General features: G+C 75.1%; 11 protein-coding genes. 8 read left to right on the forward strand and 3 right to left on the reverse strand.

The features are described from left to right. The first annotated feature begins 13 nt into the window (after positions 1-13). On the forward strand, positions 14-838 hold the full coding sequence (locus ACFY0X_RS30005; RefSeq protein ID WP_387759235.1) for a LysR family substrate-binding domain-containing protein: 825 nt from the start codon (positions 14-16) through the stop codon (positions 836-838). Positions 839-892: 54 nt separating this feature from the next. Further along, on the forward strand, positions 893-1,474 hold the full coding sequence (locus ACFY0X_RS30010; RefSeq protein WP_387759237.1) for a DUF421 domain-containing protein: 582 nt from the start codon (positions 893-895) through the stop codon (positions 1,472-1,474). On the opposite strand, the gene ACFY0X_RS30015 is transcribed toward ACFY0X_RS30010, so the two are convergent. Next, entirely contained in the window at positions 1,437-2,168 is a 732-nt protein-coding gene (locus ACFY0X_RS30015; RefSeq protein ID WP_387759239.1) for a rhomboid-like protein, read from the reverse strand. The genes ACFY0X_RS30010 and ACFY0X_RS30015 overlap by 38 nt on opposite strands. 189 nt (positions 2,169-2,357) lie before the next feature. Beyond that, positions 2,358-3,638, reverse strand: a complete 1,281-nt coding sequence (locus ACFY0X_RS30020; RefSeq protein WP_387759241.1) for a cytochrome P450 — start codon at positions 3,636-3,638, stop codon at positions 2,358-2,360. A 309-nt stretch (positions 3,639-3,947) separates the two neighbouring features. Here ACFY0X_RS30020 and ACFY0X_RS30025 point away from each other — a divergent pair, with 309 nt between their 5' ends. Beyond that, on the forward strand, positions 3,948-5,351 hold the full coding sequence (locus ACFY0X_RS30025) for an amidase (RefSeq protein ID WP_387759243.1): 1,404 nt from the start codon (positions 3,948-3,950) through the stop codon (positions 5,349-5,351). Positions 5,352-5,532: 181 nt separating this feature from the next. Here ACFY0X_RS30025 and ACFY0X_RS30030 read toward each other — a convergent pair whose 3' ends face one another. Next, positions 5,533-7,473, reverse strand: a complete 1,941-nt coding sequence (locus ACFY0X_RS30030) for an FUSC family protein (protein ID WP_387759244.1) — start codon at positions 7,471-7,473, stop codon at positions 5,533-5,535. A gap of 432 nt (positions 7,474-7,905) precedes the next feature. Here ACFY0X_RS30030 and ACFY0X_RS30035 point away from each other — a divergent pair, with 432 nt between their 5' ends. The 5 genes from ACFY0X_RS30035 (at position 7,906) to ACFY0X_RS30055 (ending at position 13,565) form a co-directional block, all read left to right on the forward strand. After that, positions 7,906-9,084: a phytanoyl-CoA dioxygenase family protein gene (locus tag ACFY0X_RS30035; protein ID WP_387759246.1), complete on the forward strand. Its 1,179-nt coding sequence runs from the start codon at positions 7,906-7,908 to the stop codon at positions 9,082-9,084. Next, entirely contained in the window at positions 9,066-10,400 is a 1,335-nt protein-coding gene (locus ACFY0X_RS30040) for a DUF6271 family protein (RefSeq protein WP_387759247.1), read from the forward strand. The genes ACFY0X_RS30035 and ACFY0X_RS30040 overlap by 19 nt, the downstream gene beginning before the upstream one ends. 125 nt (positions 10,401-10,525) lie before the next feature. Further along, the gene (locus ACFY0X_RS30045; RefSeq protein WP_387759300.1) at positions 10,526-11,740 is read left to right on the forward strand and encodes a type III PLP-dependent enzyme; all 1,215 of its coding nucleotides are present in this window, start codon (positions 10,526-10,528) and stop codon (positions 11,738-11,740) included. Further along, positions 11,737-12,354 (forward strand): GNAT family N-acetyltransferase, encoded by a 618-nt coding sequence (locus ACFY0X_RS30050; RefSeq protein WP_387759249.1) that lies wholly within the window; start codon positions 11,737-11,739, stop codon positions 12,352-12,354. Before ACFY0X_RS30045 ends, ACFY0X_RS30050 begins: the two co-directional genes overlap by 4 nt. A gap of 5 nt (positions 12,355-12,359) precedes the next feature. Beyond that, positions 12,360-13,565 carry an MFS transporter gene (locus tag ACFY0X_RS30055; RefSeq protein WP_387759251.1) on the forward strand — a complete coding sequence of 402 codons (1,206 nt, stop codon included), beginning with the start codon at positions 12,360-12,362 and terminating at the stop codon, positions 13,563-13,565. The last annotated feature ends 178 nt before the right edge of the window (positions 13,566-13,743 follow it).

A 13,743-nucleotide genomic window follows, 5' to 3' on the forward strand; every position in this document is an offset into this window, starting at 1 on the left:
GTAGCCTTGCCCTGTGACAGACATGCAGGTGAACCCCTCCTTCCGGCTCGTGTACGTCCCGGGTGTGACCCCCGGCAAATGGGTCCGGGTCTGGAGCGAGCGGCTCCCGGACGTTCCGCTGGAGCTCCTCGCGGTGCCGTTCGGCGACGGCGAGCGCACCCTGCGCGAGGGCGGCGCGGACGCCGGACTCGTCCGGCTGCCCGTCGACAAGGACGTGCTGAGCGCGATCCCGCTCTACACCGAGACCACCGTCGTGGTCTTCCCCAAGGACCACTGGCTCGCCGCCGCCGAGGAGGTCCCGCTGGACGACCTGGCCGACGAGGTGGTCTTCCACCCGCTCGACGACACCCTCGGCTTCACCGCCGACACCCTCCCCGGGCGCCCCGCCATCGCCCGTCCGGACCGGACCGAGGACGCGATCGAGCTGGTCGCGGCGAACGTCGGCGTGCTCCTGGTGCCGCAGTCGCTGGCCCGGCTGCACCACCGCAAGGACCTCACCTACCGGCCGGTGGTGGAGGCGCCGCAGTCCCAGGTGGCGCTGGCCTGGCCGCAGGAGCGGACGACGGACCTGGTGGAGGAGTTCATCGGGATCGTCCGCGGCCGCACGGTCAACAGCTCGCGCGGGCGCGGGGCCGGGCAGGCGGCGCCCGAGGCGCAACCGAAGAAGGCGGCGGCCGGCCGGGGCAAGCCGCAGCAGAAGGCCGGCGGGCAGCGCAGCGGTGCGCAGAAGTCGGGCGGGCAGAAGGCCGGCGGGCAGCGGGCGGGGTCCCAGAAGGCCGGCGGAGCCAAGGCCGGCGGGCGGGGCGCGGCGGCCCGGCGCGGCAGGCCGAAGCGGTGACCGTGGCGTAGCGTCGGCCCCGTTCCCAGCGGCCGAGGCGGGAGGAGCGGGGCAGTGTGGCACGACCTGATGGCCGTCCAGATTCCGATCGCGGAGAAGGTGCTCCGCACGATCGCCGTCTACGCGCTGATCCTGGTGCTGTTCCGGCTCGTTGGGAAGCGCGGGCTGGCGGGGATGAACACCTTCGACATGGTGGTCGTCCTCCTGCTCTCCAACGTGGTGCAGAACGCCGTCATCGGCAATGACGACAGCCTGCTCGGCGGCGTGGTCGGCGCGGTCACCCTGATCGCGGTGAACTCCGCCGTCACCCGCTGGCTCGCCCGCGACCCGAAGGCCGCCCGACTGCTGGAGGGCACCGCCACCACCGTGGTGGAGGACGGCCGGCTGGTGCCCGGGGCGCTGCGCAGCCTGGCGCTGCGCCCGTCCGAGCTGGAGCACGCGATCCGGATCCAGAACGGCGACGGCCTCGGCGAGGTGGCCCGGGCCCGGCTGGAGCCGGACGGGCAGTTGCTGGTCGCCCTCAAGCCGGACGAGCAGGGCGCCACCCGGGGCGACGTCGAGGACCTGCGGCGCCGGCTGGCGGAGATCGAGCGGCTGCTCACCGCCATCGCGGCCGACCGCCGGCCGCCGCGCTGACACGGCGCCGGCGGGCGGCGGTGAGCGCGACGCCGGCGGCCAGGGCGAAGCCGAGGGCGGCGGCGAGGAGGTGGCCCACGGTGGTGAAGTCCGGCAGGGGTCCGGGCCATTCGCCGTCACCGGACAGCGGCCAGGCCACGACGAAGGCGGCCCAGGGCAGCCGGGCCCAGCGGGGCACGGCGAGGGTGGCGAGGGCGAGGACGGTCTGGGCGCCGTAGCTGATGCCGTAGTCCGAGGCCTGGCGCACGCTCTCCGGGTACCAGCCCTGCCGCAGGGCGAGCAGGATCACCGCGGCGGTGACCAGGGTGGCGGCGATGTGCCCGCCGAGGAAGACGGCGGCGGCGCGCGGGCCGCCGAAGCGCCGTTCGGTCCAGGCGAGGCAGCAGCAGACGCCGAGGCCGAGGGTGATCAGGGTGCCGCCGAAGCCGGTGGTGAGGATCTCGGTGAGAGTGCCGTCGAAGAGCAGCGCGCTGCCGAACAGGGCGGTGACCGGGTGGTCGTGCAGGTTGTCGAGGTTGGTGCTGATGTGGTCGCGGAGCGCGTCCGCCCGGTCCGGCGTGAGCAGGTTCTCGACCCAGACGTGCCCGAGCAGGAGCAGGAGGACGTAGCCGAAGGTCAGCGGCGAGCGGCGCGGATACGTCCGGACGGCGCGGAGCAGCCCGGTCAGGAGGCCCCGTGGGGTGCGAGCGTTCATGGTCTGGTGGTGTCCCGGTCGAGCGGCCTGGTTCCGGCCGGCGCCCGTGCGGCCGGCCACGCCGGGACAGTACCGAAGCCCGGTCACCGGCCTCCGGTCGGCTCCCGGGGCGGGGACGCCGGGCAACCCGGGTCGGTGACGCTCGGGCTTCCGGGTCGGTGAAGCCTTGGACCCCGGGCCCCGGCCCGGTCAGCGGACCCGGCGGGTCAGCGTCGCGGTGAAGGGCCGGGGGGCGAGGGAGGGGCCGCGGGTGGGGCGGACGGGTCGGCCGGGGGTGGGGGCGATGGTCCAGTGGGCGGCGATGGTGGCGATGGCGAGGACGGCCGTGGCGGTGCCGAAGGCGTCGCCGGCGCTGCGGTGGGCGCCGAGGCCGAAGGGCGTGCGGGCGCCGGGGGCGGGCCGGGCGGTGGTGAGCCAGCGGTCGGGGTCGAAGCGGTCGGGGCGGGGGAACAGGTCGGCCCGGCGGTGCAGCAGGTAGGGGCTGTACAGCAGGGTGGCGCCGGCCGGGACGGGGTGGCCGCCGAGCTCGGTGTCGGTGGTGGCGGTGCGGCTGAGGATCCACGGCGGCGGGTAGAGCCGAAGGGTCTCGCTCACGATCCGGGCGGTGAGCGGGAGCGCGGGCAGGTCCTCGAGACGGGCGGGGCGGCCGTCCAGGACGGTGTCGAGTTCGGTGTGCAGCCGCATCCGGACGGCCGGGTTGGCGGCGAGCAGCGTCCAGGCCCAGGAGAGGGTGGCGGCGGTGCTCTCCGGGCCGGCCGGCAGGAAGGCGGCGAGCCGCTCGTGGACCTCGGCGCCGGACGGGGGCCGGCCGTCCTCGTCCGGCGCGGCGAGCGGCGTGGAGGGCAGGTCGTGCCGGTCGGTGCCGGCGGCGCGGTGGTCGGCGGTCAGTCGCCGGGTGAACTCCCGCAGGTCCTGCCGGGCACGGCGGAGGCGGTTGCCGGGGCTGGTGAGGCGGTCGGCGCCGGGCGGCGGCGAGCCGGCCCGCTCGTGCGCGGCGGTCAGGCAGCGGGCGGTGACGGCGGTGGAGAGGCGGCACATCGCGGCGGGGACGTCGATCACGTCGCCGTCGCGCCAGCGGGCGGTGGCGTCGGCGATCCCCTCGGCCATCGGCGCGGCGTGGTCGGGCAGCCGGCCGTGGTGGAGGGCGGGTGGCGGCGGCCGGTGCCGGTGGGCGGTGGCGGGGAAGGCGGCGAGGCCGTCACCGAAGGCCTCCCGGGCCCTGTCCGGGAGGGGCCCGCCCGGGCGGAAGGTGCGGTCGTCGGCGAGCAGCCGGCGGACCAGCTCGGGGTGGCAGACCACGTACGCGCGCAGCGGGCCGAGTCGCAGCCGGACGAGGTCGCCGTGGGCGGGCAGGCCGGCGACGAACTCGTGCGGGCGGTGCAGGAGGGCGGCGGCGTGGCCGAGCAGCGGGAGGCCGCCGGGGGCGCTGGCCGCGGCGAACCGGGTGGTCGGGGAGAAGGGGGTCGGCACGGGGCGGCACCTTGGTTCGGGTGGGAGGACCGGGACGAATCGTGAACGTGATCTTTCCCGGCGGTGTACGGCGAAACGGTCCCGGACCGGCGGACGGGGTGAACGCGGGGGCGCGGGCCGAACGGTCGTGCGCCCTCGAAGATTTGATGAGTCGTTTACCCGTCGAAGGCGTCCCCGGCCCGGCGGCCGCGGCCGGCCGCGCCTACACTCGGAGCCCTGTGAGATTACCGGTCAGTAGAACCGGGCAGGAACGATCGGCCGGTGCGATCGTCGGGCGGCGTGACGTCCGGCAGGGAGTGGGGAGTTCGGATGACCGACGAGCGGGTCCACGCGTTCGCCGACGACGCCCTGGGCGCCTACGACGCGGTGGCCCTCGCCGCGCTGGTGCGGTCCGGCGCGGTCAACCCGAGGGAACTGGTCGGCGCGGCCGTCGACCGGGCCGGCCGGGTGGACGGCACGCTGCTGCCCGTCGCCCACGCGTCGTACGACAGGCCGCAGATCAGCCGGGAGGGCATCGGCGGTCCGCTGTGGGGCGTGCCGACCTACCTCAAGGACAACGTGGACCTGCGCGGCCTGCCGACCGCGATGGGCAGCGAGGCCTACCGCGCCCGCCCGGCCCGCCGCAACGCGCGCTTCACCGACCAGTTCCTCGCCACCGGCCTGGCCGTCCTCGGCAAGACCAGGCTGCCCGAGTTCGGCCTCAACGCCTCCACCGAGTTCGCCACCGCCCGACCGGTGCGCAACCCGTGGAAGCCCTCGCACTCGGCCGGCGCCTCCTCGGGCGGTGCGGCGGCCCTGGTGGCCTCCGGCGTGGTGCCGATCGCGCACGCCAACGACGGCGGCGGCTCGATCCGCATCCCGGCGGCCTGCTGCGGACTGGTCGGGCTCAAGCCCACCCGGGGCCGGCTGGTCACCAACGCCCAGGGCGGGAAGCTCCCGATCGACCTGGTCACCGACGGGGTGCTGACCCGCTCGGTGCGCGACACCGCCGCCTTCTTCGCCGCCGCCGAGCGGCACCGCGTCAACCCCGGGCTGCCCCCGCTCGGCCTGGTCGAGGGGCCGGGCACACGGCGGCTGCGGATCGGCCTGGTGGTGGACTCGCCGATCGCCAAGACCGACGAGCCGACCCGGCAGGTGGTCGAGGAGACCGCCGCCCGGCTGGAGGCGATGGGCCACCTGGTCGAGCCCACCGAGCTGCCCTTCGGCGAGGAGTTCTCCCGCGACTTCGTCAGCTACTGGGGCTACATCGCCTGGGCCATCGCGGCCACCGGCCGGCTGCTGATCGACCCGAGCTTCCGGGCCAACAGGCTGGACGGCCTGACCACCGGGCTGCGCCGCCGCTTCCAGGCGGAGTTCCCGCAGACCCCCGGCGTGCTGCGGCGGCTGCGCCGGGCCGAGGGCGTGTACGCGCGGATCTTCCGGCACCACGACGTGATCCTGTCCCCGGTGCTCGCCCACACCGCCCCGCCGATCGGGCACCTGAGCCCGAACGTGGACTTCGACGAGCTGATCGAGCGGCTGCTGCGCTACGTCGCCTTCACCCCGGTCAACAACGTGACCGGCGGGCCGGGCATGGCCCTGCCGGCCGGCTCGGCGCCCAGCGGGCTGCCGGTCGGGGTGCACCTGTCGGCGGCGCACGGGCAGGAGCGGCTGCTGCTGGAGCTGGCCTTCGCGCTGGAGGCGGAGCGGCCCTGGCGACGGATCCAGGACTGACGCCGGACGCCGCCGACCGGGGGTCGTGCCGGCGCTCGACGGCACCGCCGGCCGGGCGTCGGGGCTCGACGGCACCGCTGGTCAGGGCGTCGGGGCTCGACGGCGCGGGTGCCCGGAACGTCGGCGCTCGCGGGGGCGCGGCTGCTCGGGGCGTCGGCCGCCCGGCCCGGCCCGCGGGCGCTCAGGGCGCAGGCGCCGCCACCGACCGGGCCGCGTGCACCTCCCGGTGCAGCCGGGCCAGCGCGCAGCCCGGCGCCAGCGCGTCCGGCTCCGCCTCCGGCAGCGGCTCGCCGGTGCGCAGCGCCTCGGCCAACTCGGCCAGCTCCCGGGAGACGGTGGCGACCTCGGCGGCGGTCGGCACCGGCGCGCCGTGCTCGACCCGCACCCGGGTCGCGGTGGTGGCGTCCACGATCCGCTCGACCGCGATCACCACCGGCCACCACGCCTCCGCCCGGGCCCCGACCGGCGGCGGCTCGGTGAGCGCCCGCTGGAACTCGCTGCGCACGGTGGACAGGTCCCGGTAGAGCCGCCGCCGGTAGCGGGCGCGGGCCGGCTCGTCCCGTCCGGGCGCGGTGGTGAAGGCCAGTGACACGTACGAGGCGGTGTCCTGGACGGCGTCGGCGAGGCGGTCGCCGATCCGGGTGTGCCAGGACTCCGGCCACAGCAGGTAGCCGGCCAGCAGGGCGATGCCGCAGCCGATCAGCGAGTCGTACAGCCGGGGCAGCACCAGCTGGAAGCCCCGGTGGTTGAGCAGGTCGGAGAGCAGCAGGATGACCGGGGTGATCGCCGCGGTCTGGAAGGCGTACCCCTTGGCGGACAGCGCCGGGATCAGCGTCGCCAGCCCCGCCATCACCGGGACGTCCCACCAGCCGTGCGGCACCTCGGCGAGCACCGGCATGGCGATCAGCAGCCCGGCGGCGGTGCCGAGCGCGCGCAGCACCGCGCGGGAGAACACCGAGCCGAAGTCGGGCTTCAGCACGAAGGTCACGGTCAGCGTCACCCAGTACGAGCGGGGCACCGCGATCACCGAGACCAGCACCTGCGCCAGCCCGATGCACAGCGCCAGCCGCAGCCCGTACCGCCAGGACGCGCCGGACAGCAGCAGCGCCCTGGTGGCCCGCCGGGCCCGGACCGCGAGCCGGGCGGGCCGGCCGATCCGGTCGTCGAAGGCGTACGGGTCGGGCGAGGCCTCGTACGCGACGGTGGCGGCGTGTCCGATCGCCTCGACCAGCGCGCGGGTGGACGGGCCGGCGGGGGCGGGCAGGTCGAGCGGCGGGGCCGGGCCGGTGCGGTTCTGCTCGACGGCGTCGGCCAGCGCGCGGACGGCGGCCGGGTAGCCGACGGGCAGCGGGCCGAGACCGGACGGGCGCAGCTGGGCCGCCGGGGCCGCCTCGACCATCGGGATCACCGCGTTGAGCTGGGCGAGCAGCCGGGCCAGGGTGGGCGAGCGGCCGTGCCGGCGGGCCCGGCGGGCGAGCAGCAGGTCGTAGGACTGGTTGAGCGACCGGGTGAGCTCGTGGCGGCGGCCGTCGTACTCCGGTGTGCCGGTGGCCTCCAGCAGGTCGGCGACCGCCCGGTAGGTGCCGGCCACCACCGACCGCTCCGGGACGCCCAGCCGCAGCGGCCAGGCGAGCAGGGTCAGCGCGAGCACCACCAGGCCGCCGAGCAGCAGCAGGGCGGGCGGCAGCCACCAGGGGGAGGGCAGCGGCAGGCCGGCCCCGACCACCGCGTTGAGCAGCAGGAGCAGTCCGGAGACGGAGGCGACCGCGCCGATCGAGGAGATCATGCCGGAAACCAGCGCGACGACGGTGACCGTCGCGACGGCCGTCCAGCCGGTGCCGAACACCAGGGTGCCGACCAGCAGCCCGAGGGCGCCGAACAGCTGGGGCACGGCGATGTTGAACACCCGCATCCGGTACGCGTCGGCGGTGTCCCCGATGACCCCGGACAGGGCGCCCATCGACACCAGCGCGCCGTAGCCGGGCCGTCCGGTGGCGGTGCCCACCGCGAGCGGAGCGGCGAGCGCGACGGAGGCGCGGGCGACCGCCGCCCAGGGGATCGGAGCGGCCCGGGGCCGCAGGCTCTCGGTCAGCCACGGGGGAGCCGTCAGCGCGCGTGCCATAGGGCCAACGTACGGCCGACTCGGGCGGTTCACCGTTTCACGGTTATGTCAATTCCGGAAACATACCCGCTCTTATGTCCGCCTCCGAAACATAAAGCGAACCCCGAGAGGCGCGGTGAGCTGCGCTGATTTCCCAATCGGTAACCCGGGGGAAAGGGTTGACACCATTAGTTGGTCTAGTCCAACGTATGAGGGGTGCGGTCCGGTAGGGGCTGATGTGAAGTGAGGGGCCTTGCCGGGCGGGTGAGTTGGCCCCCCGACGTGGCGCTGCTCCGTGCCCGTGGGGCCGGAGGCGGGAAGGGTCGTGCGCGGACGGCCCTTCGGCCCGCGCTCGAATTCCTGTCGCGGCCGGTGAGCGGCCGCCGACCCGCCGTGCCCGCACCGAGCGCCGAGGAAGCGCCGCGCCGACTACGAACCATGGAGTGACTGCCCGTGCCGAGCCCTGCCGAACACCCCGACGGAACCGCCGGCGAATACCTGTACCGCGCCGCCTCGGAGCGCCCCTACTTCAGCGCCGACACGGAGAGCTACCTCGCCCGGACCGCGCTGCGCGAGGTCCGCAAGAAGCACCCGCTGCGGGTGCTCTCCGAGGAGGACTTCGCGTTCTGGCAGACCTACGGCTACGTGGTGGTGAAGCAGGCGATCCCGGCCGAGGCGGCGCGCCGACTGCTCGACTTCGCCTGGGAGTTCCAGGGCCTGTCGCCGGACCGCCCCGAGGAGTGGTACCGCGAGCGCGAGTACCGCGACGAACTCGACCGGCACCTGCACATCTACGGTTTCGTCGAGGCCTACCACCACCAACTCCTCTGGGACAGCCGCCAGTCGCAGCGCGTCTACGACGCCTTCGTGGACGTGTGGGACTGCGAGGAGCTCTGGGTCACCCTCGACCGGCTCAACCTCAACCCGCCGAACGTCCGCAACCGCGACCGCGCGCTGATCGAACCCACCGACCGCGGCTTCGACATCGAGCTGCACTGGGACGTCGACACCACCCAGGGCATGCTGCCGCAGCGCGTCCAGGGCATCATCGCGCTCAACGACACCGCCCCCGACCACGGCGGCTTCCAGTGCGACCCGGAGCTGTTCCGCCGCTTCAACGAGTGGCAGGCCGCCCAGCCGGCCGACCGCGACCCGATCCGGCCGGACGTCGACCGCACGGAGTTCCCCGTGGTGCGGCCCGAGTTGGAGGCCGGCGACCTGCTGATCTGGAACGGCCTGCTGGCCCACGGCGTCGCGCGCAACACCTCCGAGAACGGCGTGCGGGCGGTGCAGTACCTGTCGATGATGCCCGCGCTGGAGGAGGCCGAGAAGCTGCGCCGCTCCCGGGTGGAGTCCTGGCGCACGCTCGCCACCCCGGACTGGAACCGCACCCTGGTCGGCGACGCCGACCGGCCCGAGGCGCAGCGCTACGCGACCGCCGAACTCACCGAGCTGGGGGAGAAGCTGCTCGGCCTGCGGTCCTGGAGCGGCAAGCCCTTCGATGACCACGAGCCGTCCGCGGGGCACGAGCCGTTCGAGCATGAGCCCTTCGAGGGGCACGAGCCGTTCGCGGGGCGCGGGGAAGGCCGGCGGGACGCCGAGGGGGAGCGGGAATGCGCGACGTCTGCCTGACCCTGCCCACCAACCGCGAGTGCGCGGACACCATCACCGCCGTCGGCGCCGAAGCCGCCCACGCCGTAGGGCGGTTCGACGTCCGGGTGCACCTGCTGGTGCTGGACTCCGCCGACCCGGCCGCCCGCGCCCGGCACGCCGGGGCGCTCGCCGCCCTGCCGGCCGTCGAGGGCGTGGTCGTCCACCACCTGGACGAGGACGCCCAGCGCGCCTTCCTGCGCGAGGTGGTCGACCGGTCCGGCGCGGCCGCCCCGGACCGGCTGCTCGACCTGATGCTGCCCGACGCCGTCTCCTACGGCGCCTGCACCAACCGGGCGTTCCTGCTGGCCGCCGCCCTCGGCTGCGCGTCGGTGCACCGCCGCGACTCCGACAGCCGCTACCAACTGCTCGACGGCGAACCGGTGTTCCCGATCGATCACGAGCTGGCCACACTGGGCCTCAAGGCCGCCGACGCGGCCGCCGCCGTCACCCGGAACAGCCTCGACGCGGCGCACGCGGACAAGCCGGTCGCGCTGGTCGGCGCCTCCTTCGTCGGCGAACTCTCCGTCGACATCGGCGAGATCCGTGAGCTCGACCCCGAGGTGTACCACGACGTGGTCGCGCTCTGGGCGCCCACCGGCGCGAGCGAGAAGGAGAAGCGCGAACTCGTCGCCGACTCCTTCACCGGCGGCGGCACCGAACCGTTCACCGTCGACCGCGCCGTGCTCGACCTGCCCGACATCTGGCGCATCGACATGTGCAACATCGGCCTCCACCACGAGGTGTACGAACGGGTGCCGCTGCCGCCCGCCACCGACACCATCGGCAGCGACTACTTCCTGCACCACCTGGTGCGGGACGCGACCCTGCCGGGCGTCACCCACAACCGCCACATCGTCAACTACTACACCCCGGAACGGCGCACCGGCCCCGGCTTCACCGCCTACCAGCTGCGCTACGCCAAGTTCCTGCTCTCCATGCTCTACCTCCACCCGGTCTACCGCGAGATGGAGGCCGCCGGCGGCGCCCTGCTGGACGAACGGCACCGCGTCCGCCCCGAGCCGATCGCCGACTCCGCCCGCCGCAGCGCCGCGACGGACCGCGCGGAGAACCACCGCAGGCTCGCCGAACTCGACCGCTGCTACCGGCGGCTCGGCGGGAAGTACGCCGAGTTCGCGGACCACCTGGCGCCGCTAGGGCCGCGTCTGCTCGACGAGGCGCAGACGGACATCGAGGACTTCGCCGCACTGATCGACGCGTGGGGCCCGCTGGTGCGGGCGAGCAAGGCCACCCCCGCCGACCGGCTGCCGCGCCAGTCGGACGGGACCACCACGTGACACGCCAGACCACCAGCCATGCCACCGGCCACCCCGGCGGCCATGCCACCGGGCACGCCGGTAGCCACGCCACCGGCCACGCCGACAGCCACCCGCCCACCCACCGCGCCCCGGCCGTCGCCGTGGTGCACACCGACGCACCCCGCCCCGACGGGCACGACGGCGGCGCGCTGCGCGCCGCGCTCGCCGCCGCCACCGACGACCGGATCTTCTACGACCTCGACGGCATCGGCCGCCAGTACGCCGCACTCCTCGCCGAACTGCCCGGCGTGGCCGTCCGGTTCGCGATGAAGGCCTGCCCGGTGGACGAGGTGCTGGACCACCTCGCCGCGCTCGGCTCCGGCTTCGACGCGGCCGGCCCGCAGGAGATCGCCCAGGCGCTGCGCACCGGCGTGCCGCCCGAGCTGATCCACTACGGCAACACGATCAAGTCCGACCGCAACATCGCCGAGGCCCACCGGCTGGGCGTGCGGGACTTCGCCACCGACAGCCTGGAGGACGTCGCGGCGATCGCCCGACACGCGCCCGGAGCACGGGTGTTCTGCCGGATCGCGACCACCGGCGAGGGCGCGCTGTGGGGCCTCAGCCACAAGTTCGGCTGCTCACCCGAGGACGCGCTGCGGGTGCTCGGCGAAGCCCGTACGGCCGGGCTGGTGCCGTCCGGCCTGTCCGTGCACGTCGGCTCGCAGCAGATGACCGCCGAGGCCTGGAGCGCGGCCGTGGAGTCGCTGGCCGCCGTGCTGGAGGCGCTCAACTGGCGCGGCATCACCCCGACCCGGATCAACCTCGGCGGCGGGCTGCCCGCCCTCGGCGTCCTCGACCGCGGCGGGCGCCCGCTCGACCCGCCGCTGGACAAGATGTTCGCGGTGATCCGCGAGGGCATGGAACGGCTGAACGCCGTCAACGGCGCACCGCTGGAGTTCCTGCTGGAGCCCGGGCGCCACCTGGTCGCCGACCACGGCGCGATCCGCGCCCACGTCGCCCGGCTCACCTCCCGCCACCGCCTCGACGGCGCCCGGGAGGACTGGCTCTACCTCAGCTGCGGCAAGTTCAACGGCCTGTACGAGATGGACCAGCTCCAGTACCGGCTGGAGTTCCCCACCCACCCCGGCGGCCAGTTCGTCAACGCCGTGGTGGCCGGCCCGACCTGCGACAGCGACGACGCCTACGCGCAGGAGGGCGGCCCGGTGCGCGTCCCGCGCGCGGTCGGCTCCGGCGACCCGGTCTGGATCCACTCCTGCGGAGCGTACGCCACCGCCTACGCCACCCGCGGGTTCAACGGCTTCGCGCCGCTGCCGTACAGCTGCATCGGCGGGCGCCGCAACGGAGGAAGCGCATGAGCGAGTACCGCATCCGGCTGCTCCGCGAGGAGGACTGGGACGCCGTGGTCGCGCTGGAGGAGCGCGCCTACGCCGCCAGCGGCCTGTCCGAGGGCCGCGAGGCGCTCCGGTCCCGGCACCGCGTCTCGCCGGACACCTGCTTCGTGCTGGAGCACCCGGGCGGCCTCGGCGGCTACCTGCTCGCCCTGCCGTACCCGCTGTTCCACTGCCCGGACCTCAGCCGCAGCGAGGACGCGGACGGGCACGCGGGCGGGCGCAGGGCCGGGGGTGGGGCCGGGGGCGGCGCGGACGGCAGGCCGACCAACATGCACGCGCACGACCTGGTGATCTCCGAGGAACTGCGCGGCCGGGGCCTGTCCCTGCGGATGCTGCGGCACCTGGAGGAGACCGCCCGGGCGGCCGGCTACCGGACCGCCTCGCTGGTCGCCGTCCGCGGTTCGCACGTGCTGTGGACCCCGCTGGGCTACCGCGCCCGGCCCGAGATCGACCTGCCCGAGAGCTACGGCACCCGGGCGGTCTACATGGCGATGCCGCTGGACCCCGTCCCGGCCCGGCCGCTGCCGCACTCCACCGTGCCGGTCCCCGGGCCGCACCCCAGAGCCGAAGTGGGCTGATACCGATGTCCCCCGTTCGCGACGACTTCCGCCGGTCCCAAGTGGCCATCGGCGCCCTGTTCTTCGTCCTCGGATTCCAGTACGCGACCTGGGTCTCCCGGGTGCCCGCGCTGAAGGCCAGGCTCGACCTGGGCGAGGCCCAGATCGGTCTGCTGCTGATGACCTGCGGAGTCGGCGCGGCGGTGTCCTTCCCCCTGGTCGCGGTGCTGACGCGGCGGCTCGGCTCCCGTTCGCTCTCGGTGCTGTCCGCACTCGCCCTCGGGGTGATCCTGCTCGCGCTGTCGGTGGTGCCGAACTACCCGGTGACCCTGCTGGTGCTGTTCCTCGACGGCGTCGCGGTCGGCTGCCTGAACGTCGCGATGAACGCCCAGGGCGCCGCGCTGGAGGCCCGCTTCGAGCGGACCACGATGTCCCGGCTGCACGCGACCTTCAGCGCCGGCTCGCTGCTGGCCGCACTGCTGGCCTCGGGCGTCACCTCCCTCACCGACACCCTGGCGGTGCACTTCGGGCTGGCCGCCGCGCTGCTCGCGGTGCTGGTCGTGGCCGCCCGGCCCGGGCTGCTGGCGGACGGCCCGGCCGAAGCCGCCGGACCGGCGGAGCGCAAGCGCCGCCGCGGCTTCGTGCTGCCGACCGCCGTGACCCTCTGGATGGGCCTGGCGATGGTGTTCGGCACCGTCACCGAGGGCGCGATGAACGACTGGTCGGCGCTCTACCTCAAGGACTACGTGCACGCCGGAGCCGGGCTCGCCCCGCTGGGCATCGCGGTGGTCTCGGTGATGATGGTCTGCGCCCGGATCTTCGCGGACGGCTGGCGCACCCGCTTCGGCGACAGCCTGATCGTACGCACCGGCAGCCTGCTGGCCGGCCTCGGACTCGCCCTCGCCCTGGCGGTCGGCGGCGTGGTCCCGACCCTGCTCGGCTTCGCCTGCGTCGGCCTCGGCGTGGCCGCGGTGACCCCGTGCGTCTACGTCGCCGCCGCCCGCCAGGGCGCCGACGCCCTCTCCCTGGTCGCCGCGATGGGCACCACCGGCCTGCTGGCCGGCCCCGCCGTGATCGGCTTCATCGCCGGCGCCACCAGCCTGCTCTGGGGCATGGCCGCCGTCGCCGCCTCGGCGGCCGTCGTCTCGCTCTGCGCCACCCGGATCCGCTGGCCCGGCCAGGAGGCCCCCGGCGCCCCCGCCGAGGCACCGCTCGCCGCCGACCCGGCCTGACCGCCCCCGGTACGCTCGCCCGGGACCTCGCGCACCCCCGTGGCGGAGGTCCCGGGCGCGTTCGACGGGGAACGCGGGCCCCTCAGCCCCCGGCCGGGATCTCCGTCCCACCGGTCGCGACGTGGTGGAGGAGCTTGGCGCGCAGCTCGGTGAGCCGGGCGATCTCGGCGTCCAGCGC

The sequence above is a fragment of the Kitasatospora sp. NPDC001547 genome (genome assembly GCF_042894165.1).
Taxonomy (GTDB): domain Bacteria; phylum Actinomycetota; class Actinomycetes; order Streptomycetales; family Streptomycetaceae; genus Kitasatospora.

What these genes read in the sequence shown, in the direction of transcription:
- ACFY0X_RS30015 (WP_387759239.1), bottom strand. Translation starts at nt 2,168, where the DNA reads ATGAACGCTCGCACCCCACGGGGCCTCCTGACCGGGCTGCTCCGCGCC.
- ACFY0X_RS30025 (WP_387759243.1), top strand. Translation starts at nt 3,948, where the DNA reads ATGACCGACGAGCGGGTCCACGCGTTCGCCGACGACGCCCTGGGCGCC.
- ACFY0X_RS30030 (WP_387759244.1), bottom strand. Translation starts at nt 7,473, where the DNA reads ATGGCACGCGCGCTGACGGCTCCCCCGTGGCTGACCGAGAGCCTGCGG.
- ACFY0X_RS30040 (WP_387759247.1), top strand. Translation starts at nt 9,066, where the DNA reads ATGCGCGACGTCTGCCTGACCCTGCCCACCAACCGCGAGTGCGCGGAC.
- ACFY0X_RS30050 (WP_387759249.1), top strand. Translation starts at nt 11,737, where the DNA reads ATGAGCGAGTACCGCATCCGGCTGCTCCGCGAGGAGGACTGGGACGCC.
- ACFY0X_RS30055 (WP_387759251.1), top strand. Translation starts at nt 12,360, where the DNA reads ATGTCCCCCGTTCGCGACGACTTCCGCCGGTCCCAAGTGGCCATCGGC.